Annotated in this window: 23 protein-coding genes; 11 read left to right on the top strand and 12 right to left on the bottom strand. The window is 66.9% G+C overall.

The genetic code is table 11. The features are described 5' to 3' along the window. Positions 1–72 precede the first annotated feature (72 nt). Positions 73–780 (top strand): ArsR/SmtB family transcription factor, encoded by a 708-nt coding sequence (locus OHZ10_RS05390; protein ID WP_059235428.1) that lies wholly within the window; start codon positions 73–75, stop codon positions 778–780. A 162-nt stretch (positions 781–942) separates the two neighbouring features. Continuing rightward, complete coding sequence (locus OHZ10_RS05385) at positions 943–3,516, top strand: DUF6600 domain-containing protein (RefSeq protein WP_342703870.1); 2,574 nt, start codon at positions 943–945, stop codon at positions 3,514–3,516. 100 nt (positions 3,517–3,616) lie between these two features. On the opposite strand, the gene OHZ10_RS05380 is transcribed toward OHZ10_RS05385, so the two are convergent. Together OHZ10_RS05380 and OHZ10_RS05375 are read right to left on the bottom strand one after the other, a co-directional pair. Further along, complete coding sequence (locus tag OHZ10_RS05380; protein WP_342703869.1) at positions 3,617–4,588, bottom strand: thymidylate synthase; 972 nt, start codon at positions 4,586–4,588, stop codon at positions 3,617–3,619. A gap of 41 nt (positions 4,589–4,629) precedes the next feature. Then, positions 4,630–6,027, bottom strand: a complete 1,398-nt coding sequence (locus OHZ10_RS05375; RefSeq protein ID WP_059235431.1) for a sigma-54 dependent transcriptional regulator — start codon at positions 6,025–6,027, stop codon at positions 4,630–4,632. A 501-nt stretch (positions 6,028–6,528) separates the two neighbouring features. Here OHZ10_RS05375 and OHZ10_RS05370 point away from each other — a divergent pair. Together OHZ10_RS05370 and OHZ10_RS05365 are read left to right on the top strand one after the other, a co-directional pair. Continuing rightward, complete coding sequence (locus OHZ10_RS05370; RefSeq protein WP_174993478.1) at positions 6,529–6,855, top strand: hypothetical protein; 327 nt, start codon at positions 6,529–6,531, stop codon at positions 6,853–6,855. A gap of 281 nt (positions 6,856–7,136) precedes the next feature. Continuing rightward, positions 7,137–7,637: a dihydrofolate reductase gene (locus tag OHZ10_RS05365; protein WP_059235435.1), complete on the top strand. Its 501-nt coding sequence runs from the start codon at positions 7,137–7,139 to the stop codon at positions 7,635–7,637. 91 nt (positions 7,638–7,728) lie between these two features. Here OHZ10_RS05365 and pmbA read toward each other — a convergent pair whose 3' ends face one another. Then, positions 7,729–9,099 carry a metalloprotease PmbA gene (pmbA, locus tag OHZ10_RS05360; protein WP_059235437.1) on the bottom strand — a complete coding sequence of 457 codons (1,371 nt, stop codon included), beginning with the start codon at positions 9,097–9,099 and terminating at the stop codon, positions 7,729–7,731. Between the two features lie 127 nt (positions 9,100–9,226). Between pmbA and yjgA the strand changes: the two genes are divergently transcribed. Both yjgA and mog read left to right on the top strand, forming a co-directional pair. Next, on the top strand, positions 9,227–9,829 hold the full coding sequence (gene yjgA, locus OHZ10_RS05355; protein WP_320205732.1) for a ribosome biogenesis factor YjgA: 603 nt from the start codon (positions 9,227–9,229) through the stop codon (positions 9,827–9,829). Further along, a complete protein-coding gene (gene mog, locus OHZ10_RS05350) occupies positions 9,813–10,430 on the top strand; it encodes a molybdopterin adenylyltransferase (RefSeq protein WP_174993476.1) in 618 nt (205 codons plus the stop codon). Before yjgA ends, mog begins: the two co-directional genes overlap by 17 nt. A 16-nt stretch (positions 10,431–10,446) precedes the next feature. On the opposite strand, the gene orn is transcribed toward mog, so the two are convergent. Beyond that, a complete protein-coding gene (gene orn, locus OHZ10_RS05345; RefSeq protein ID WP_049030222.1) occupies positions 10,447–11,067 on the bottom strand; it encodes an oligoribonuclease in 621 nt (206 codons plus the stop codon). A gap of 117 nt (positions 11,068–11,184) precedes the next feature. On the opposite strand from orn, the gene OHZ10_RS05340 reads away from it, so the two are divergent. From OHZ10_RS05340 to OHZ10_RS05330, 3 genes are all read left to right on the top strand, one after another. After that, entirely contained in the window at positions 11,185–12,444 is a 1,260-nt protein-coding gene (locus tag OHZ10_RS05340; protein WP_059235444.1) for a M48 family metallopeptidase, read from the top strand. Further along, the gene (gene rsgA / locus OHZ10_RS05335) at positions 12,441–13,382 is read left to right on the top strand and encodes a ribosome small subunit-dependent GTPase A (protein ID WP_059235446.1); all 942 of its coding nucleotides are present in this window, start codon (positions 12,441–12,443) and stop codon (positions 13,380–13,382) included. The genes OHZ10_RS05340 and rsgA overlap by 4 nt, the downstream gene beginning before the upstream one ends. A gap of 65 nt (positions 13,383–13,447) precedes the next feature. Then, the gene (locus OHZ10_RS05330) at positions 13,448–13,765 is read left to right on the top strand and encodes a putative signal transducing protein (protein WP_011351362.1); all 318 of its coding nucleotides are present in this window, start codon (positions 13,448–13,450) and stop codon (positions 13,763–13,765) included. 64 nt (positions 13,766–13,829) lie between these two features. Here the strand turns inward: OHZ10_RS05330 and OHZ10_RS05325 are convergent, their stop codons facing one another. The 6 genes from OHZ10_RS05325 to rpsP all read right to left on the bottom strand — a co-directional run bounded on the left by OHZ10_RS05325 (position 13,830) and on the right by rpsP (position 17,959). Further along, positions 13,830–14,768 carry a CobD/CbiB family protein gene (locus OHZ10_RS05325; protein ID WP_059236850.1) on the bottom strand — a complete coding sequence of 313 codons (939 nt, stop codon included), beginning with the start codon at positions 14,766–14,768 and terminating at the stop codon, positions 13,830–13,832. A gap of 120 nt (positions 14,769–14,888) precedes the next feature. Beyond that, the gene (locus OHZ10_RS05320) at positions 14,889–15,575 is read right to left on the bottom strand and encodes a CoA pyrophosphatase (protein WP_059235448.1); all 687 of its coding nucleotides are present in this window, start codon (positions 15,573–15,575) and stop codon (positions 14,889–14,891) included. Positions 15,576–15,662: 87 nt separating this feature from the next. Further along, a complete protein-coding gene (gene rplS, locus OHZ10_RS05315; RefSeq protein WP_059235450.1) occupies positions 15,663–16,055 on the bottom strand; it encodes a 50S ribosomal protein L19 in 393 nt (130 codons plus the stop codon). A gap of 133 nt (positions 16,056–16,188) precedes the next feature. Beyond that, positions 16,189–16,983, bottom strand: a complete 795-nt coding sequence (gene trmD, locus OHZ10_RS05310) for a tRNA (guanosine(37)-N1)-methyltransferase TrmD (protein ID WP_043181891.1) — start codon at positions 16,981–16,983, stop codon at positions 16,189–16,191. Position 16,984: 1 nt separating this feature from the next. After that, positions 16,985–17,662: a ribosome maturation factor RimM gene (gene rimM / locus OHZ10_RS05305; protein WP_342703865.1), complete on the bottom strand. Its 678-nt coding sequence runs from the start codon at positions 17,660–17,662 to the stop codon at positions 16,985–16,987. A gap of 42 nt (positions 17,663–17,704) precedes the next feature. Continuing rightward, positions 17,705–17,959 (bottom strand): 30S ribosomal protein S16, encoded by a 255-nt coding sequence (rpsP, locus tag OHZ10_RS05300; protein ID WP_006476550.1) that lies wholly within the window; start codon positions 17,957–17,959, stop codon positions 17,705–17,707. A gap of 152 nt (positions 17,960–18,111) precedes the next feature. Here rpsP and OHZ10_RS05295 point away from each other — a divergent pair, with 152 nt between their 5' ends. Together OHZ10_RS05295 and OHZ10_RS05290 are read left to right on the top strand one after the other, a co-directional pair. Further along, positions 18,112–19,251 (top strand): PQQ-dependent sugar dehydrogenase, encoded by a 1,140-nt coding sequence (locus OHZ10_RS05295; RefSeq protein WP_059235454.1) that lies wholly within the window; start codon positions 18,112–18,114, stop codon positions 19,249–19,251. A gap of 109 nt (positions 19,252–19,360) precedes the next feature. Next, positions 19,361–19,828: an NINE protein gene (locus OHZ10_RS05290; protein WP_059236852.1), complete on the top strand. Its 468-nt coding sequence runs from the start codon at positions 19,361–19,363 to the stop codon at positions 19,826–19,828. 51 nt (positions 19,829–19,879) lie between these two features. Here the strand turns inward: OHZ10_RS05290 and OHZ10_RS05285 are convergent, their stop codons facing one another. Together OHZ10_RS05285 and OHZ10_RS05280 are read right to left on the bottom strand one after the other, a co-directional pair. Continuing rightward, positions 19,880–21,046, bottom strand: a complete 1,167-nt coding sequence (locus tag OHZ10_RS05285) for a PA0069 family radical SAM protein (protein WP_342703863.1) — start codon at positions 21,044–21,046, stop codon at positions 19,880–19,882. 102 nt (positions 21,047–21,148) lie between these two features. Next, complete coding sequence (locus OHZ10_RS05280) at positions 21,149–21,637, bottom strand: Lrp/AsnC ligand binding domain-containing protein (RefSeq protein WP_012492860.1); 489 nt, start codon at positions 21,635–21,637, stop codon at positions 21,149–21,151. Positions 21,638–21,670 lie beyond the last annotated feature (33 nt).

The following is a 21,670-nucleotide window of genomic DNA, read 5'->3' as shown; positions in this document are numbered from 1 at the left end:
TCATCCGGAAGCGAAACATCGAATGCCCGCACCGACTACACTGCCAATCATCCGGGCTGACGAGACACGACGATGACCGACCAAGACGACCACCACTTTCCGGGCCTGAGCCGCATCGGCGCACTGATCGCCGATCCCGGGCGCGCCGCGATGCTGTGGGTGCTGATGGACGGCAGCGCACGGCCGGCCGGCGAATTGACGATGATCGCGGGGCTGTCGCCGTCCGCGGCCAGCGCACACCTCGCGCGCCTGACCGAAGGCGGCCTGCTCGCCCTCGACGTGCGCGGCCGGCACCGCTATTACCGCATCGCGTCGGCCGACATCGCGGCGTCGCTCGAAGCGCTCGCGAACGTCGCCCGCGCAGCCGCACCGCACCGCCCGGTTCCGCCGCCGTCGCGCACGGTCCCGGCCGAACTGCGCTACGCGCGCACCTGCTACGACCACATGGCCGGCGAACTTGCGGTGCGCATTTTCGACGGGCTCACCGCGCGCGGCTGGCTGCTCGCGGACGGCGACGCGATCGAAGCCACCGAGCTGGGCACGCAGGCCCTTGCGCAATGGGGCATCGACGTCGCGCAGCAGCGCACGCGCCGGCGCCGCTTCGCGTGCGGCTGCCTCGACTGGAGCGAGCGGCGCTCGCATCTCGGCGGCGCGCTCGGCGCGGCGCTACTCGAGAGCTTCTGTGAAAACGGCTGGATCGAGCGCTCCGCGCGGCCGCGCGTGCTGCGCGTCACGGTGCCCGGCCAGCAGGTTTTCGAAGGGTGGCTTACGTCCGCTTGACGCCTGCATTGCGTCTCTACGACAACGGCACGCGATGGACAGGTTTTGTTACATCGCGTGCCATCCGACTTACAAAACACCGAGCATTGAAACAGGCCAAGCGGATATTGTGAATTCAACGGCACGAATCGACGCGCCGCGACAACGACGATCACGCTCACCATGGCCACCCAGTTCACGCTCAAGCGAACCGCCCGCTGCACGCTGCTCGCGTTCGCCGCGCTTGCGGCACTACCGCCCGCATTCGCGCAATCGGCCGCGGCCCCTCAGTACGCGGCCGCTGCACGGCAACCGGGCGGCGACCCGCCCAGCCGCGTCGCGCGGCTCAACTACCTGTCGGGTGCCGTCACGACCGAACCGGCCGGCAGCGATACGTGGTCGTATGCGGCCGTGAACCGGCCGCTCACGACCGGCGACCAGCTCTGGAACGATGCCGGCGCGCGCTCGGAACTGCACATCGGCTCGTCCGCGGTGCGGCTCGGCGAATCGACGAGCCTGTCGGTACTCAATCTCGACGACACGACGACGCAGTTGAAAGTCGGCCTCGGCACCGTCTCGACGCACGTGCGCGCCCTGCCTGCCGGCGGATCGTACGAAATCGATACGCCGAACCTCGCGCTCGGCATCACGGGCCCCGGCGACTATCGCGTCGACGTCGCGCCGAACGGCGCGAGCACGACCGTGACGGTACGCAGCGGCAGCGCGACCGTGTACGGCAGCAACGGGCAGTACCCGCTGTCGCCCGGGCAGCAGGTCGTGTTCACGGGCACCGACCTGCAGGTCGCGCAGCAATCGGCGGCGCCGGGCCCCGACCCGCTCGACCAATGGGCCGCCAGCCGCGACGCGGCCGAAGAGCGCTCGGTGTCGGCCCGCTACGTGTCGCGTGACGTGCCCGGTTACCAGGATCTCGACGCGAACGGCACGTGGCGCGAAACCCCGAATTACGGCTCGGTCTGGGTGCCGAACGACACGCCGGCCGACTGGGCGCCGTATCACGACGGTCACTGGATCTGGCAGGCGCCGTGGGGCTGGACCTGGGTCGACGACCAACCGTGGGGCTTCGCGCCGTATCACTACGGCCGCTGGGCCTACGTGGACGATAGCTGGGCATGGGTGCCGGGCCCGATGGTCGTCAGCCAGCCGCCCGTCTATGCACCGGCGCTCGTCGCGTTCGTGGGTGGTGGCGGCGGTCCCGACTGGAGCGTCGCGCTCACGGTCGGCGGCGTCGCCGCGGCCGGTTGCGCGTGGTTCGCGCTCGGCCCCGGCGAACCGTGGCACCCGGGCTGGGGCGGCTGGAGTCCGCATTACTACGACCGCGTCAATCGCAACATCGTGGTGAACAACGTCAACGTGAACAAGACCGTGAACGTGACGAACATCACCAACATCACCAACGTCAACAAGACGTACGTGAACTTCCGCGCACCGCACGCGATCACGGCCGTCCCAGCCTCCGCGTTCGTGCATGGCCAGCCGGTCGCGCACTTCTCGCAGCACGTCGATCCGCAGCAATGGCGCAACGCGCACGTCACGCCGGGCACGCCCGGCATCGCTCCGGTACGCCAGAGCTTTACCGGCGGGCTGCGCAACGCCAGCTACCGTCCGCCGGCGGCGATCGCGCAGCACCCGTATGTCGCGACGCGCAACCCCGCCGTGCCGGCCGCGTATCGCGACCAGGCCGCTGCCCGCCTCGCGCACCAGGGCGGACGCGTGCCGGGCGCCGGCGCACCTGTCGTGAAGACGAGCGTGCCGGCCGACTACCGGGCACGCCCGGTTCGCGTGCCGGGCAATCCCGGCGGCGGCGCGTGGGCGATGCACAACGTGCAGCTCGTGAATCCGCACGGCCCCGTCGTGCAGCCGTCGCGCGCGCCGCGCGAAGGTCAGCCGGCCGCCGTGCAGGCCGGGCGGCCGGGTGCACCGGTGCCGGGCGTGCCGAATGCCGGACGGCCGGCGAACGGCGAAAACCCCGGCGCGCCGCGTTTCGCCAACGGCGGCTTGCCTCAGGCCCCCGGCAACCCGATGCCGCATCAGGCATTCGCGCCAGGCAACGGCGTCCCGCATCCGCCGGTAGCGAACAACATGCCGTCGGGCATCGGCAACGCGCACGCAGCCGACGCGCCGTCACCCGCATGGATGCAGCCGCACACGCCGATGGAACGTCAGCGCCCCGCCCCGCCGACCGCGCTGCACGCGGCAGGCCAGAATGCGCTGCCGCCCGTGCGCAGCGCGGCCGTGCCGCATCCGGGCGGCGTAGCGGCTCAAGAAGGCATGCCGCCCGGCGGCCGGAACGAAGCGCCGCGCGCGCTGCCGCAACCGAGGATCGACAACACGGCGCAGCTTTCGCAGCCGCGTCCGCGCCCCGATTTCCAGACACCGGCCCAGCACGCGCAACCGCAACCGGAACGAGCCATCCCGGCGCAGCCGCCGCATCCCGACTTCGCGCAACCGGCGCCGCATCGCGATGTCGCTCCGCCGCGCGTGAACGAGTACCGCCCGCCGGCCCCCGCCGTGCACGACATGCCGCGTCCGCAACCGCAGATGCCGCGTACGGAACCTCGGCCACAACCCGCGCCACGTATGGAGCCGCGACCGCAACCGGCACCCCGTATGGAACCGCGCCCGTCGATGCCCGCCCCTCGCATGGAACCGCGGCCGCAACCGGCGCCGCACGTCGAGGCGCCGCACCCGGGCAACTCGCCGCCGCCAGGCGGTCACGATGAGCGGCATCGCCAGTAAGTGCCGCAAATGTGAAACAAAAAGGCCCGCCCGGTATCAGCCGGTCGGGCCTTTTTTATCGGGGTGCGGATCGATGAAACCGCACGCCCCGGGCGTGCGCTCAGACCGCCATCGGCGCGGTCAGCGGCTCATGGTGACGGTAGCCGACCAGCGAGAAATCGGACGGCTCGATCTGCTCCAGCCATTCGGGCGCATAGATGCCCGTCTTCGCGTAGTCGGGCACGCGCTCGGCAATCTCGAGCTGCGGGCTTTCGTACGGCTCGCGCGTGAGCTGCTGTTGCAGCATGTCGAGCTGGTTCTCGTAGATGTGCGCGTCGCCGATGAAATACGTGAACCAGCGCGGCGTGTAGCCCGTCAGCCGGCCAACGAGCGCCAGCAGCGCGGCCCCTTCCGTCAGGTTGAACGGCGTGCCGAGGCCGACGTCATTGCTGCGGATATACAGGCACAGCGAGATTTCGCGCTTCGTTGCGTTCGGCAGGAACTGGTACAGCAGATGGCATGCGGGCAGCGCGATCTGGTCGAGCACGGCCGGATTCCACGCGTGAAACAGAATGCGACGGTCGGACGGGTTCTCCATGATCGTGTCCAGGCACTGGCGCAACTGGTCGATCGCCTTGTACAGCAGTACCTTCGGCGCACCGTCTTCGTCGAAACGGGTGACGATCCGGTAGCCGCGGCGCGTCGCATCGGCGATCTGCGCGTCGGCACCCGCGTCGAGCACCTTGTAGCCCGGCCACTGGCGCCATTGCACGCCGTACACGTCGCCGAGATCGTCGACGCCCTGGCGATACGGGTTCGCGAGCCACTGCGCGTTCTCGTTCGCGTTCGCATCCCACACCTTGCAGCCGAGCGCACGGAAATCGGCCGCGCTGCGCGACGCGCGCAGGAAGCCGACCAGCTCGCCGATCGCGGACTTGAACGCGAGCTTCTTGGTCGTCACGGCCGGAAAGCCTTGCTGCAGGTCGAAGCGCAGCATCGCGCCCGGCATGCTGATGGTGCGGATCCCCGTGCGATTTTCCTGCCAGGTGCCGGTATCGAGAATGGTACGAACGAGATCGAGATACTGTTTCATGCGGGTTCCTTCGGCCGCGAGGGCGGCCGTACCCGCCAATTTTAGCAAGCGTGGTGAGGAAGCTCCGGCAACGGCGCCGAAAACCCTGCCAGCGTGTCGCCGCGATCGCGCATCCCGTGCGCACACATCAGCCGATAGAGCGTCACGCGCGACACGCCAAGCTCGCGCGCGGCATCCGCGAACCGGCCGCGGTGGCGCAGCAGCGCCTGCTCGATCACCTGCCGTTCGGCCGCTTCCCGCGCCTCCAGCAACGACACGGGCGCGAGCGTCGCGAAGTCGTTCAGCTCGAGATCGGCCGCGGTGATCATCCGGCCCTCCGACATCACGATCGCGCGGCGCACGCGGTTGATCAGTTCGCGCACGTTGCCCGGCCACGAATAGCCGTACAGCGACGCGACCGCGTCAGGGGAAAAACCGCGCAGGCGACGATGCGCATCGCCCTTGAAACGCTCGAGCATGTGCCGCGCGAGCACCTCGATGTCCTTGCCGCGCGCGCGCAGCGGCGGCTCCTCGATCTTCAGCACGCACAGGCGATGGTACAGGTCCTCGCGGAAGCGCCCTTCACGCAACGCCGTCTCCATGTCCACGTGCGTCGCGCAGATCACGCGCACATCGACGGGCACCGACACGTGCGCGCCGAGCCGTTCGATCTTGCCTTCCTGCAGGAAACGCAACAGGCTCGCCTGGCTTTCGAGCGGCAGATCGCCGATCTCGTCGAGAAACAGCGTGCCGCCGTTGGCGGCCTCGACGCGGCCGATCTTGCGCTGGTTCGCACCGGTGAACGCGCCGCGTTCATAGCCGAACAGTTCGGCCTGCAGCAGCGTCGACGGAATCGCGCCGCAATTGATCGCGATGAATGACGCCTGGGCGCGCGACGAACGCTCGTGAATCGCGACCGCCGTCAGCTCCTTGCCGGTGCCCGATTCGCCGGAGATGAACACGGGTGCGTCGGTCGCCGCGACGCGACGGATCGTCCTGAACAGCCCGAGCATCGCGTCGCAGGTGCCGACCATCTCGCCTTCGCTGCGTCCGGCGCCGACGGGCGGCGCGACGGGATCGGTCAGCGCGACCATGCCGTGCGCATGACCGACGGTCTCGACGATCCGCGACGTTTCGTAGGGCATCGTCACGTAGTCGAAGCAATAATCGCGAATGAGATGGCGCAGCGTCGCGTCCTGCAACTGGCCGCGCCGCGTCGCCGCGATCCAGCCGATGTGCTGGATGCTCAGGCAGGTTTCGAGTTCGCGCAGATCCGACGGCTTGAAGCCCGGCGAGAAATCGAGCAGGCCGGCCGTGGCGACACCATGCTGCACGACGCGCCGCACATCGCGCACGGTCTCCGCGAGATCGACGCTCCAGCCGCATTCGTCGAAATGACCGCGCAACGCGTCGTTCGGTTCGCGCGAATAGTAGATCACGTGCCGCTGATCGGCTCCCATATGCTCACCCCGTTCATCAACCGTCTAACGATTGCCGCACACGTCAAGTCACGTGAAAAAGGATCGAATCGGGTCAGCCAGAGGTGGCTCGATTCGCCATGCCGATGCGCGGCAACGACAAAGCCTCGCATGATGGCGCTTATCTCGCGTCCAGTTCTTTTTGATCAAGACAGCTTAGTTATAGGCACCGAATACGACAAACCCGTTTCAGTGCCGATGGCGATGCGGCCCGATCGCTCAACAGGTCGATGCAGGTCAATCATCTGCACATAGCACTTGCGCAGCGAAGGAGCCTTCATCAACACACGGGCCGATTTTCATCCTTGAAGCGCGCCGATTGAATCCGCAGTATTCCCGACCCCCTTCGTTTCAGGCCTGAAACATTTTCAGGCGTTTTCAGCCACAATTCGCAACGCTTGAGCGCGAATCGCAATGGCGACAACGATCCCGGCACGATGGCATGTATTTCGCTGAATACGCAAACGATCGGAGACGGCCATCATGCGCAAACATCTTTTACTTTCTTTCGTGCCGTTGGCGCTTGCGCTCACGGCCGCCGGCCCGCCTGCGCCGGCCCGCGCGGACGAAGCCGCGCAGCCGGATCGCGCCATGCTGCTCGCCGATATCGCGCCGAGCATGCAGCACGGCAACGGGTTCGGCATCGTGACCGTGTCGGCACCGCAACCGCTGCCGGCCGGCAAGGCTTCCGTGACGCTGTGGGACGAGATCCCGCCGCCGCCCCAGTTGCCGATGCCGCTTCCGGTACCGCAACCGGGCGACATGCAGCATGCGATGGAAGGCAATGCTCAGGGCAATACACGTCAGTGAGGCTGCACCGGAAAAATCAATAAGGATGACGTACTGAATTGACGATCGAACCAGGCCGGATGTCATCGGCCGGAACGGCATCGCCGATCTCGCACGCGACACGTTTTTGTGCTCCGTCCCCCGGCGGGCACTCTTTTTATTCGGATCGCCGCCGCGACGCATGACATGACGCGTCGCGGCGCGCAGCGCAGGCAAGCCGATGCGCGTGTGCGCGGAATCCGGCACGCGCCGCCGTTCCGGTAGAATCGGCGCCATTCCGTTTTCCCTGTTCCCAGACCTTCATGACGACGTTGACCCTGATCGTCGCGCGTGCCCGCAACGGCATCATCGGCCGCGACAACCAGTTGCCCTGGAAACTTCCCGAGGATCTCGCATTCTTCAAGCGCACGACGATGGGCGCGCCGATCGTAATGGGCCGCAAGACCCACGAATCGATCGGCCGGCCGCTGCCGGGCCGCCGCAATATCGTCGTCACGCGCGACGCCACGCGCCGCTTCGACGGCTGCGACACGGTCACGTCGCTTGCCGATGCACTGGCGCTGGCCGCGCAAGACGATGTGCCCGAGGCATTCCTGATCGGCGGCGCGCAACTGTATGCGGAAGGCCTCACGCTGGCCGACAAGCTGGTCGTCACCGAGATCGATGCCGACTTCGACGGCGACGCGTCGTTCCCCGCGCCCGACGCCGCACACTGGCAGGAAGTGTCGCGCGATGCGCATCAGGCCGCCGCGCCGAATACGTTCGGCTATGCGTTCGTCGTCTACGCGCGCAAGCGCGGCTGACGCGTTTCGCAGTCACGCACGATGAAAAAAGCCCGACCGGCTTGAGCCGGTCGGGCTTTTTCGCTGGATGGCGGCTGACGCCGCGCGTCGCTTACTGCCCCGCGATCGTCATCTGCTCGATCAGCACCGAGCCCGTTTCCTTCGTACCGCGCACGATCGAATCGGCGCCGATCGCGACGATGTGCCGGAACATTTCCTGCAGCGTGCTCGCGACGGTGATTTCCTCGACCGGATACTGGATCACGCCGTTCTCCACCCAGAAACCCGCCGCGCCGCGCGAATAGTCGCCCGTCACGTAGTTCACGCCCTGCCCCATCAGCTCGGTCAGCAGCAGGCCCGTGCCGAGCTTCTTCAGCATGGCGTCGAAATCGTCTCCGGCCTGCGTGCTCGAGCTGCGCAGCGCGAGGTTGTGCGAACCGCCCGCGTTACCGGTGGTTTGCGTGCCGAGCTTGCGTGCCGAATAGGTCGACAGGAAGTAGCCTTCGACGACACCGTCCTTCACGACGCTGCGCGCGCGCGTACGCACGCCTTCCTCGTCGAACGGTGCGCTGCCCATCGCGCGCGGCACGTGCGGATCCTCGACGACCTGGATGTGCGGTGCGAACACCGGCTTGCCGAGGCTGTCGACGAGGAACGACGTCTTGCGGTACAGCGCGCCGCCGCTCACGGCCTGCACGAATGCGCCGAGCAGGCCCGCCGCGAGCGGCGCCTCGAACAGCACGGGCACCTTGCGGGTGTCGAGACGGCGTGCGCCCATCCGTGCGAGCGCACGCTCGGCCGCGTAACGGCCGACCGCTTCGGGCGCCGCGAGATCGATCGCGCTGCGCTTCGACGAATACCAGTCGTCGCGCTGCATGTGACGGCCGCTGCCCGCGATCGGCGCGCACGCGATGTAGTGGCGCGAGTACGGGTAGCCGGACAGGAAGCCGCGCGACGTCGCGAGCACGAACTGCGAATGCTGCGCCGACACGCTCGCGCCTTCCGAATTGCGGATCTGCGGGCTGACCGCGAAGGCGGCGTCTTCCGCGCGGCGGGCGAGCTCGACGGCCTCGTCGGCCGTCAGCGCCCACGGGTGGTACAGGTCGAGATCGCGCGGGTCGGTTTCGAGCAGTTCGGCCTCGGCGAGACCGGCTGCTTCGTCCTCGGCCGTGAAGCGCGCGATGTTGTACGCGGCGGCGACGGTATCCTTGATCGCGGCCGGCGAGAAATCGGACGTGCTCGCGTTGCCGCGCTTCTTGCCGATGAACACGGTCACGCCGACCATCTTGTCGCGGTTGTGTTCGATCGTTTCGACTTCGCCGCGGCGCACCGACACCGACAGGCCGTCGCCTTCGGAGATTTCGGTCGCGGCGTCCGACGCGCCGAGCGCCTTCGCATGGCGAAGGATGTCCGACGCGATTTCTTTGAGCTGGTCCTGCGTGTGCGGGAAATAGCGCGCTTGTACGTCGAGATTGGCTGCCATCGTCTTGGTATCCGGTGGCGGGCGGGCGCCCGCATGGTCAAAATGTTGCGTATCCCGCGATCATAGCAAGGTCCGGGGCCGCGCACCGACAAGCTTGGGGTGTCCGCGCCGCGATACAATGCCGCCTATGACACGCAAAACCCGAATCCAGCCGATCGAGCATGCCGTCGAGGACGACGACAACGGCTACGATCGCCCCAGCAAATCCCAGTTGAAGCGCGAGATGCACGAGCTGCAGGTGCTCGGCCAGGCGCTCGTCGATCTGCCGAAAGACGCCCTCAAGCGCATGCCGATGCCCGAAAGTCTCTCGGATGCCGTTCGCGAGGCACGCCGGATCACCGATCACGAAGGCAAGCGCCGCCAGCTCCAGTACGTCGGCCGCGTGATGCGCTCGCTGACCGACGACGAAACGGCCGCGCTGCGCACCGCACTCGACGCACAACGCGGCGTGAACAAGGCCGCGACGGCCCGCCTGCACTGGATCGAGCGCACGCGCGACCAGTTGCTCGCCAACGACGACGCACTGACCGACTTCCTGCGCCAGCACCCGGAAGCGGATATCCAGGAAGGCCGCACGCTGATCCGCAACGCACGCAAGGAAGCGCAGCAAGGCAAGCCGCCGCGCTATTTCCGCGAGCTGTTCCAGTGGATCAAGACCGCAAGCGGCACGCCCGATGCGGGTGACGAGGCGCCGGACGACACCGAAGACGACCATGACGACGAAGCGTAACCACCCGGACGAGCTGGTCGTCGGCCTCGTGTCGATCAGCGACCGCGCGAGCACGGGCGTCTACGAAGACAAGGGCATTCCGGCACTGCAGGAGTGGCTCGCCGGCACGCTGGTTTCGCCGTGGCGGGCCGAAACGCGCTTGATCCAGGACGATGCGCCGACGATTTCCGCCACGCTCGCCGAGCTCGTCGACGTCGCGGGGTGCGACCTCGTGCTGACGACCGGCGGCACGGGCCCCGCGCGCCGTGACGTGACGCCCGAGGCCACGCTGGCCGTGGCGACGAAGGAAATGCCGGGATTCGGCGAGCAGATGCGGCAGATCAGCCTGAATTTCGTGCCGACCGCGATCCTGTCGCGGCAGGTCGCGGTGATCCGCGAGACGGCCGACCATGCGGCGCTGATCATCAACCTGCCCGGCCAGCCGAAGTCGATCCGGGAAACGCTCGAAGGGCTGCGCGATGCCGACGGCAAGTCGACCGTGCCCGGCATCTTCGCCGCGGTGCCCTACTGCATCGACCTGATCGGCGGCCCGTACATCGAGACCGACGCCGCGGTGGTCGCGGCGTTCCGGCCGAAAAGCGCGCAGCGCGCGCCGCGTTGAGCGCGTGCCGGCCCGCTCAGGCGGCCGGCGCGGACTCGCCTGCCGGCGCCGATGCGGCCGGAATCAGGAAATGCTCGCGGTAATACTTCAGCTCGTCGATCGACTCGTGGATGTCCGCGAGCGCCGTGTGCATCGCACGCTTCTGGAAACCCTTGTAGATCGCGGGCTGCCAGCGGCGGCACAGCTCCTTGAGCGTGCTGACGTCGAGATTGCGGTAGTGGAAGAACCGCTCGAATTCCGGCATCCAGCGCGCCATGAAGCGGCGGTCCTGGCAGATCGAGTTGCCGCACATCGGCGACTTGCCCGGCGACACGTACTGCGCGAGGAACGCCTGCAGCTGCGCGGCGGCTTCCGCCTCGGTCACCGTCGACGCGCGCACGCGGTCGATCAGGCCCGAGCGGCCGTGCGTCGACTTGTTCCAGTCGTCCATCTTCGCAAGCGTTTCGTCGCTCTGGTGGATCGCGAACACCGGGCCTTCGACCGCGATGTCGAGCGTGGAATTGGTCACGACGACCGCGATCTCGATGATGCGGTCGTTATCCGGGTCGAGGCCCGTCATCTCCATGTCGAGCCAGACGAGGTTCAACTCGTTGCGCACGAGCGCGGGCTGGCTGGCGGAAGCGGCGGTATCGGTCATGAGTCATCCTGGAAAATGGCGGACGGCGCGCGGCGCCGCCCGGGCGGGCGGCATCGCATCAGCGGGGCCGGTCCGCAAGAACATATAATTCTCGCATAGAACCCTTTGGCGCCTTCGATGTCACCCTTTTCGTTCACCCTGCTGTTCGCGATCGCCGTACTCGCGATGGTCGTCACCAAGCTGTGGCTCGCGTCGCGGCAGATCCGCTTCGTCGCGGCGCACCGCAACGGCGTGCCCGCGCAGTTCAGCGCGACCATCCCGCTGACCGCCCACCAGCGCGCGGCCGACTATACGGTCGAGCGCACCCGGCTGACGATGCTCGAAATCGTCGTCAGCGCAGCCGTGCTGGTCGGCCTCACGCTGCTCGGCGGCGTCGGTGCGCTCGACACGCTGCTGACCGGCTGGCTCGGGCGCGGCTACGGGCAGCAGGTCGCGCTCGTCGCCGCGGTGCTCGTGATCACCAGCGTGATCGACATCCCGTTCGAGTACTACCGCCAGTTCGGGATCGAGCAGCGATTCGGCTTCAACCGGATGACGAAACGGCTGTTCTTCACCGACATGCTGAAAAACTCGCTGCTCGGCGCGGCCCTCGGCCTGCCGCTGCTGTTCGTCGTGCTGTGGCTGATGAACCAGGCCGGCAGCCTGTGGTGGCTGTGGACCTGGATCGTCTGGGTCGCGTTCCAGATGCTCGTGCTGCTGATCTACCCGACCTTCATCGCGCCGATCTTCAACAAGTTCGAGCCGCTGAAGGACGACGCGCTGCGCTCGCGCATCGAATCGCTGATGAAGCGCTGCGGTTTCGCGGCGAAGGGGCTGTTCGTGATGGACGGCAGCCGCCGCTCCGCGCACGGCAACGCGTATTTCACGGGCTTCGGCGCATCGAAGCGGATCGTCTTCTTCGACACGCTGCTCGCGCGCCTGTCCGGCCAGGAAATCGAGGCCGTGCTCGCGCACGAACTCGGCCATTTCAAGCGCCGCCACGTGATGAAGCGCATGCTCGTGTCGTTCGTGCTGAGCCTCGTGCTGCTCGCGCTGCTCGGCTGGCTCGCGCAACGCACGTGGTTCTACACCGGGCTCGGCGTCATACCGTCGCTCGACACCAGCAACGCGGGCGCGGCGCTCGTGCTGTTCTTCCTCGCGATTCCGGTGTTCCTGTTCTTCGCGACGCCGTTCAGCAGCCTGACGTCGCGCAAGCACGAATTCGAGGCCGATGCGTTCGCGGCCAGCCAGACCGACGCGCAGGATCTCGTCAGCGCGCTCGTGAAGCTGTACGAGGACAACGCGTCGACGCTGACGCCCGACCCCGTCTACACGGCCTTCTACTACTCGCATCCGCCTGCGTCGCAGCGGATCGACCGCCTGCTGCAACACGCATGAGCCGCCCGACTTCCCGCAAGCCGGCCCCGCGCGCGTCGAACGCGCAACGGGCCGAAGGCCGCGTGATCGCGGCGCACGGGCGCCACTACATCGTCGCACCCGACGACGGCGGTCCGATGCTGCAGTGCTTCCCGCGCGGCAAGAAGAGCGACATCGCGGTCGGCGACCGCGTCGTGTACGAACTCGCATCGGCCGACCAGGGCGTGATCGTCGAGATCGGCGAACGACGCAACCTGCTGTACCGTTCCGACCAGTTCAAGTCGAAGCTGTTCGCGGCCAACCTCGACCAGTTGCTGATCGTGCTCGCGACCGAGCCCTATTTCAGCGAAGATCTGCTCGGCCGCGCGCTGATCGCCGCCGAGGCGAACGAGCTGAAGCCGCTCGTCGTGCTGAACAAGATCGACGTCGAGGCCGCACTGCCGGTCGCGCGCGAACGCCTCGCCCCCTACCGTGCGCTCGGCTACGACGTGCTCGAGCTGTCGGTGAAAGGTTCGCCCGACGACGCGCGTGCGCAACTGATGCCGCACCTCGCCGGACATTCGACGATCCTGCTCGGTCAGTCCGGGATGGGCAAATCGACGCTCGTGAACCTGCTCGTGCCCGACGCCGAGGCCGCCACGCGCGAGATTTCGGCCGCGCTCAACAGCGGCCGCCACACGACGACGTTCACGCGCCTCTACCCGCTGGAAGGCGGCGGCGCACTGATCGATTCGCCGGGCTTCCAGGAATTCGGCCTCTACCACCTGACCGAAGGCCGCCTCGAACGTGCGTTTCCGGAGTTCCGTCCGCTACTCGCGGACTGCCGTTTCTATAATTGTCATCATCTGCACGAGCCCGGCTGCGCGATTCTCGACGCCGTCGCCGATGGCCGCATCGCACCGACGCGGCACGCGCTGTACGCGCAGCTCGTGCACGAAGCGAGCCAGATCGTCCGCTGAGCGCGCGGAACGCGCGCGGCGCCGGCCGGCACGCTGCGGGCCCGCCTTCACCGACAGGAGCCGCGATGCGTTTCAAGGCACCCGATCTCGCGACCGCGCAGCATTGGGCCAACGTGCTTCAGGTGGCCGGCATCGGTTGCGAGCTGCATAACTGCTACGCGACGGGCGCGCTCGGCGGCCTGCCGGCCGATGCGTGCACGCCCGAACTGTGGCTCGACGACGAACGCGACGACGCGCTCGCCCGCCGGCTCCTCGACGCCGCGTCGCACGGCCCGTCGGCCGGCGCAGCGCCGTGGCGCTGCCGGCAGTGCGGCGAAGCGCTCGAAGCGCAGTTCACCGCGTGCTGGCAATGCGGCGCCGTGCGCGATCCGCTCGACGACTGACCCCACAGCAACAAGGCCGGCATCAAGCCGGCCTTGTTCTTTCATCGGGTATTGCGGTGCTCCGTCACGACACCCAGACGGCGAGCGTCAGCATCAGCAGCAGGATCATCCACAGGATCACCGCGCGCCAGACAAGGCCGACCGCCGACTGCAGCGTTCGCGGCGTGCAATCGTCACCGACCGTCAAAGGACCGCTGTCGCCGACCGCCAGCGCATCGAGGCTCGACGGCTCCGCGAGCGGCCCCGCGAGACGCGCGCCGAGCGCGCCGCTGCCGGCTGCGAGCAGCACGCCGTCGTTCGGGTCGGGCCACTGGCGCGTGTGATTGCGCCACGCGTAGATCGCATCCTCGAAATTGCCGACGATCGCGAAGCCGAGCGCCGTCAGACGCGCGGGAATCCAGTCGATCACGAAGAACGCGCGCTGCGCGAACGTCGAGAACGCAGCCGTGCGGTCGTCGCCCGGCGTCGACCAGGTGCGCGCGAGGTATTCGGAAATCCGGTACAGCACGGCGCCGGCCGGGCCGATCGGCAGCACATACCAGAAGAACACGCCGAACACGTGGCGGTGCGATGCGACAACCGCGTGGATCAGCGTGTGGCGGACGATTTCACCGACCGGCATGTCGACCGTGTCGATGCCCGTCCACTCGTGGAGGATTTCGCGCGCACGCGGCACGTCGTCGTTGTTGAGCGCGAGGTGGATATCGGTGAAGTAATGGCTGAACTGGCGGAAGCCGAGCGTGAAATACACGACGACGACGTTCCACAGGAACGCGAGCACGAAGCTCACCTTGAACAGCAGGAAATAGATCAGCGCGACGATCAGCACCCACGGCAGCACGACCGCGAGCCATGCGAGGATGCCGTGCTTCTGCTTGCCGGCGTCGAGGCCATGCGCGACGGTTTCCGCATGAAACTGGAACAGCGCAAACACCGGATTGCTCGGTGATAACGCGCGGACCTGTTCGATGATGAGGGCGAGGAGAACCGAAAAGAAAGTCATGCGTGGCGCCGTCTTCGGAGTTATGTCATTTTTTGCATAACGATAGCACAGCGTAAGCCCCGCATGGCTGCCGGCGCGGTCGCCCGGCGGCCGGCGGCGCGCGCCGGCCGGTGCATGCACCTAGCCGGCGGCCAAGAAGCGGTAGAGATTGCGAAACATGGCGGCAGTTGCGCCCCAGATGAAGTAATGCCCGGCCGGTTCGCCATTCGGATAAGGCATCGCAAAAAAACGACGCTCGCCGCCTTCCCAGCGGAACACGCGGACCTGGTGGTTCGCGGGATTCATCAGGAACGCGAGCGGCACTTCGAAAATCTCGGCGACTTCGAACGTGTCGGCCTGCACGGTGAACGGCGGATGCACGAGGCCGACCACCGGCGTCACGCAGAAACCCGTGCCGGTCAGGTAGTCGGGCAGCGCACCGAGAATCTCGACGCGCTCCGCGGCCAGCCCGATCTCTTCCTTCGCCTCGCGCAACGCGGTGGCCGTGGCATCGCGATCGAACGGTTCGCGACGGCCGCCGGGGAAGCTGATCTGTCCGGCGTGGTCGTTCAGGTGGTCGGCGCGCTGGGTCAGCAGCACGGTGAGGCCCGACTCGCGAACAACGAGCGGCATGAGGACGGCCGCGCTCCGCGGATCGACGCCTTCCTGCAGCCTCGCTTCGCCGGGCTCGACGCTCCATTCAAGCGTGCGCGCGAAACGTTCGCGCAAGCCGGACGGCGTCATCAGGCGGGGATCGATGACAGGCAGGCCGGCGCCGGTGCCTTCGACCGGCAGGACTTCGGGATCGATGATGGGGCGGCGATTCAATGGGGCTCTCGGGGTCGTGTCGTATCGAGCATATTGTCGCGCCAGAATGAAAAAAGCACCCGGTTGGGTGCTTTTTCCTTACAGCTCTTACTCTTGGGAAGCTGCTGCGGCGCGATCCTTCGACACCAGCTTTTCCTTGATACGAGCCGACTTGCCCGAACGCTCGCGCAGGTAGTACAGCTTCGCACGACGCACATCGCCGCGACGCTTCACGACGATGCTTGCCAGCAGCGGCGAGTACGTCTGGAACGTACGCTCGACGCCTTCGCCCGACGAGATCTTGCGGACGATGAAGTTCGAGTTCAGACCACGGCTGCGAATCGCGATCACGACGCCTTCGTAAGCCTGAACGCGCTTGCGGGTACCTTCAACCACGTTCACGTTCACGATCACCGTGTCGCCCGGGGCGAAATCGGGGATCGTCTTGCCGGCGAGCGCGCGCTCGATTTCTTCCTGCTCAAGTTTTGCGATCAGATTCATTACTGACTCCTTATGCCATCTTGTCGGCGTTGGCACCCGCCTGCTTCCAGGCCTGGCCCCGATAGAGGATGGATTCACATCAGGCGCCGCGCACGCATGCACGACACCGCCAATTCCCGCTCGCGCAGCCGCCTCAGGAGGCGTTCTTCGCTTCGCGTGCGAGGTTCGCAAGCCACGCCTCGTCGGCCCGGCTCAGCAACTTCTCGCGGCGCGCCCGGACGATCAGGTCCGGCCGCTTCCGCAACGTATTCCTCAATGCTTCCTGCCGCCGCCACCGCTCGATCTCGGCATGATGCCCGCCGAGCAGCACGTCCGGCACGCGCACGCCGTCATACTCCTCGGGGCGCGTGTAGTGCGGACAATCGAGCAGGCCATCGGCGAAACTGTCCTGCACGGCCGACAGCGAATCGTTCAGCACGCCGGGCAGCAGCCGCACGACCGCATCCATCATCGCCATCGCCGGCAGTTCGCCGCCCGACAGCACGAAATCGCCGAGGCTGATTTCCTCGTCGACGCACCGGTCGAGCAGACGCTGGTCGATCGCTTCATAGCGGCCGCACAGCACGACGACACCTGGCTCCTGCGCCATCCGCACCGCACGATCGTGCGTGAGCGGCGCGCCCTGCGGCGACATCATCACGACGCGCGTGCTCGCGATGCCCTGCTCCGCCTGCGCCGCTTTCGCGGCATCGATCGCAGCTTCGAGCGGCCTGGCCAGCATCACCATGCCCGGACCGCCGCCGTACGGACGATCGTCGACCGTGCGGTAGTTGTCCGTCGTGAAATCACGCGGGTTCCAGGTGCGCAGCCCGAAGCGCCCTTGCTTGACGGCCCGGCTGGTGATTCCCCAGTCGGTCAGCGCGCGAAACATCTCGGGAAAGAGCGTGACGACGTCGAACTGCACCGCGCTCTCGGTAACCTGGTTCATTTCAGTAATCGGCTTCCCAGTCGACGACGATACGACGCGCCGCCTGATCCACCGTTTTGACGTATACGCCGACAAACGGAATCAACCGCTCGTCGATGGTCGGCTGACCGTCTTTGCCGGTCGCCGGATACTCGACACGCATGATCGAATGCACGCCGTTGTCGATCATCCCGCTCACCTTCCCGAGCGCCACCGATTGCTCGTTGACGACTTCGAGACCGATCAGGTCGACCCAATAGAATTCGTCCGCGGCCAGTGCCGGGAAATCCTCCCGGCGCACGAACACGCGAAAGCCGCGCATGGCAAGCGCAGCATCGCGGTCGCTGACGCCCGCGGGTTGCGCAACGACAGTGTCGCTGTGCGTCTTCGACTGCATGATGCGGACGGAAAGCCGCTCCGCACCGCGCTCCAGCCACCAGCGACGCGCGTTGAGCAGCGCATCGCCGCCGCGACCGGCATCGGCATGCGTCGCCACCTTGACCCAGCCCTTCAGGCCGTAGGCGTCGACGACCGCCCCGACCTCGACGGCATCGTCGGGCCAAGCTTGCGTCGTATCGAGACTACCTTGCTCGGCAGCCTCACCGGCGTTCGCGACAGCGTCGCGCTCGACCGGCTTGCGGACGAATGCGCCGAATGACGCACGCCCGCGCCTTGCATTACCGGAATCGTGACCCGCCATCAATGCACCTCACAGCCGGCACGACCGGCACACCGTGCCATGTTAGGCAGCCGGTTGCGCCTTTTGCGCTTCCTTCACGAGACGCTGGACGGTCGGCGACAGTTGCGCGCCAACGCCTTGCCAGTACGTCAGGCGATCCTGAGCGATACGCAGCGATTCGCCCTTCGTGGCGACCGGGTTGTAGAAGCCGACGCGCTCGATGAAGCGGCCGTCACGACGGTTACGCGAATCGGTAGCAACGATGTTGTAGAACGGGCGCTTCTTCGAGCCGCCACGAGCCAGACGGATGATAACCATATGATGTCCTTCGGAAAACCGGGTTCGAAACTACTGAAACACGCGATTATAGCCGGAAACCAGAGGTACAACAAACACTTACGCGCAAAAAATCCGCGGTCGGCCTGTCGGGCGGGCATACAATCGTCGTGTCCTGGACGTTTCCCACCGTCATGCCGTCCCTTCGCGCCGCCTCGACGCGCCGCGCGCAGCCCCGTCTCACGGCGCTGCTCGCCGGCCTTGCCTGCCTCGCGTCCGCACCGGTGTTTGCCGCGCCGTTGCCGGTGAGCGAACTCGTCGTACCGCCCGGCTTCCACGTCGAAGTCCTTACCGACGCGGTACCGGCCGCGCGCGAAATGGCGTGGTCGCCGCGCGGCATCCTGTATGTCGGCACGCGGGAAGGACGCGTCCATGCATTCGTGATGCAAGAGGGCCGGATCAGTGCGCGTTACGTGATCGCTTCCGGGCTCGACATGCCGGTCGGCGTTGCCTACCGCGATGGCGCCCTCTATATATCCGCCGTGTCGCGCATCCTGCGCCTCGATCATATCGACGACCGGCTCGCCAAACCGCCCGCCCCGGTCGTCGTGACCGACGCGCTGCCGACCGAACACCATCACGGCTGGAAATTCATCGCGTTCGGCCCCGACGGCAAGCTTTACGTGCCGACCGGTGCGCCGTGCAACGTCTGCCTCGCCGATCGCAGCCGCTACGCAATCATCGCGCGGATGAAGGCCGACGGCAGCGGCAGCGAGGTGGTCGCCCGCGGCGTGCGCAATACGGTCGGCTTCGCGTGGCATCCCGACTCGGGCGAGCTGTGGTTCACCGACAACGGGCGCGACATGATGGGCGACGACGTACCCGACGACAAGCTGAACCGTGCGCCGCGCGCCGGCCTCGATTTCGGCTTTCCATATTGCCATGGCGGAGATACGCCCGACCCCGAATTCGGCAGCGCCGACGTCTGCCGCCGCTATGTGCCGCCCGTCTTGAAACTCGGTGCGCACGTTGCCGCGCTCGGCATGCGCTTCTATACCGGGCCGATGTTTCCGGCGTCGTATCGCAATAACGTGTTCATTGCCGAACACGGCTCGTGGAACCGCAGCACGAAGGTCGGTTACCGCGTGATGCGCGTGGTCGTATCGGCGGACGGCAGCCAGGCGCGCCAGACGCCATTCGTCACCGGCTGGCTGCGGCCCGACGGCACGGTATGGGGCCGCCCCGCCGACGTGCTGCCGCTGCCGGACGGCTCGCTGCTCGTCAGCGACGATTACGCGGGCGCGATCTACCGCGTGACCTATGCGGCACCTTGACGCAGGCAAGGGGTGACCGGGTCCGACCGGGCATCGTAGAATGCGTGCCGGGCCGCGCGCCCGCGCCGGCCCGCCGGCCGCCCATGCCAACGACAATACGCCGCCATCCATGTCCAGCAGCACCGCACCGTCCCGCCGCTTCCGCTCCAAGACGCTCACCGCCGCCCTCGCATTCCTGCTCGGATCGCTCGGCGCGCACCGCTTCTATCTGTATGGCTTCCGCGACGTGTACGGCTGGGCACACCTGCTCGCGACGATCGTCGGCATTCCGGGCTTCCTCCTGCTCGCGGCGACCCAACGCAGCGCCGGCCTCGGCTGGTGGCTCGCGGTACCCGGAGCGATCTCGCTGCTGGCGGCGTTCCTCGCCGCACTCGTCTACGGGCTGCGCCCCGACGAGAAATGGGATGCGCAGTTCAACGCGGACACCGGCAAGCACAGCAAGTCGGGCTGGACCGTGATCTTCGTCGTGATCTTCTCGCTGCTGATCGGCGCATTCCTGTTGATGACCGCCCTCGCGCTGTCGTTCCAGACGTACTTCGAATCGCAGGTCGAAGCGGCGAAGCAGCTTTCGCAGTAAGCACAACGCAGGCGGCATCCGCGGTCGACACGCGACGGCTTCGCTCGCGTGTCAGAACAGATTCAACTGCATGTCGTCGCGCGGCTGCGCGCCGGCCGAACGCACGGCAACACGCGGCGCCGGCGCGACAGCGGCCGGCGCACCGCGAAACTGCGACAGATCGAGAATGCCGTTCGTGCGCTCGTTCAGCCCCAGCCGCTTGACGGTCTGGCGGAAGCGCTGGCGCAACAGGTCGGCCCAGACCCCCTCGCCCTTCATCCGTTTCGAGAAATCCGAGTCGTAATCCTTGCCGCCGCGCATGTCGCGCACGCGGTTCATCACGCGCTCCGCACGATCGGGAAAATGCGCGGCGAGCCAGCTCTTGAACAGCGGCGCGACCTCCCACGGCAACCGCAGGATGATGTAGCTCGCGTACGTCGCGCCGGCTTCCGCGCAGGCCTCGAGCACGCGCTCCATGTCGGGTTCGGTCACGAACGGAATCACCGGCGCAATGCTCACGCCGACCGGCACGCCCGCGTCGCGCAGCGCGCGGATCGTGCGCAGCCGTCGTGCCGGCGTGGCCGCACGCGGCTCGAGCGTCCGCGCGAGATCCGCATCGAGCGTCGTGATCGTGACCGCCGCCATCACCTGCCCGCGCTCGGCCATCGGTGCGAGCAGGTCGAGATCGCGCTCGATCAGCGACGATTTCGTGATCGCCGCGAACGGCAGCCCGCGATCGTGCATTACCTGGATCACGCTGCGCGTGATGCGCAGGTCGCGTTCGACCGGCTGGTAAGCGTCGGTATTGACGCCGAGCGCGATCGGTTCCGGCACGTAGCGCTTGCGCGAAATCTCGCGCTCGAGCAGTTCGGCCGCATTGACCTTCGCGTAGATGCGGCTTTCGAAATCGAGCCCCGGCGACAGGCCGAGATAGCTGTGTGTCGGCCGCGCGAAGCAGTAGATACAACCGTGTTCGCAGCCGCGATACGGATTGAGCGACACGCTGAACGGGATATCGGGCGACTGGTTGTGCGTCAGGATGCTCTTCGCCCGCTCCTCGAATACCTGCGTGCGCAGCGGCGCGGCGAAATCGTCGTCGCCGGACTCGTGCGCCCAGCCGTCGTCGACCGCTTCGCGCTGCGCGATTTCATACCGCCCCTGCAGGTTGTCGACCGCGCCGCGCCCCTTGCGGGGCACCGGCGGCGCTATCGGAAATTCATTGTCGGACCGATCGTCCATGTGCCCACCCCTTCGCCCGCACCCAATACTGTACATTTATACAGTATTGGGTGCGGCATGCCAAGGGCGGGATAAGGGGCCCGACAACAGGCCGCCGGCACGTCACTCGCCGACGGCAATCGTCAGCGTCTCCTTGATTTCTTCCATCACGACATAGCTCTTCGACTGCACCGCACCGGGCAGCTGCAACAGGATGTCGCCGAGCAGCTTCCGGTAGTCGGCCATCTCGCCGATCCGCGCCTTGATCAGGTAGTCGAAGTCGCCGGACACGAGATGGCACTCGAGCACCTCGTCGATCTTCATCACTTCCCGGCGGAATTGCTCGAACATGTTGCCGCCCTTGTGGCCGAGCGTGATCTCGACGAACACCAGCAGCGCGGCGCCCAGCTGGCCCGGGTCGACCCGCGCGTGATAGCCGGTGATCACGCCGTCGCGCTCCATGCGCCGCACACGCTCGATGCACGGCGTGACGGTCAGTCCGACCTGTTCCGCGAGGTCTTTCATCGCCATCCGGCCGTCGTCCTGGAGCAGTTTCAGGATGCGCCGGTCGAGCTTGTCGAGCGAGCGTACTGGCTGACGTTGCGTTCTCATTTTTTTATGCTGAAAACCTGAAAAATACGATAA

The organism is Burkholderia arboris, from assembly GCF_038723655.1.
GTDB lineage: Bacteria > Pseudomonadota > Gammaproteobacteria > Burkholderiales > Burkholderiaceae > Burkholderia > Burkholderia arboris.
This window is presented reverse-complemented; position numbering and strand designations above follow the sequence as displayed.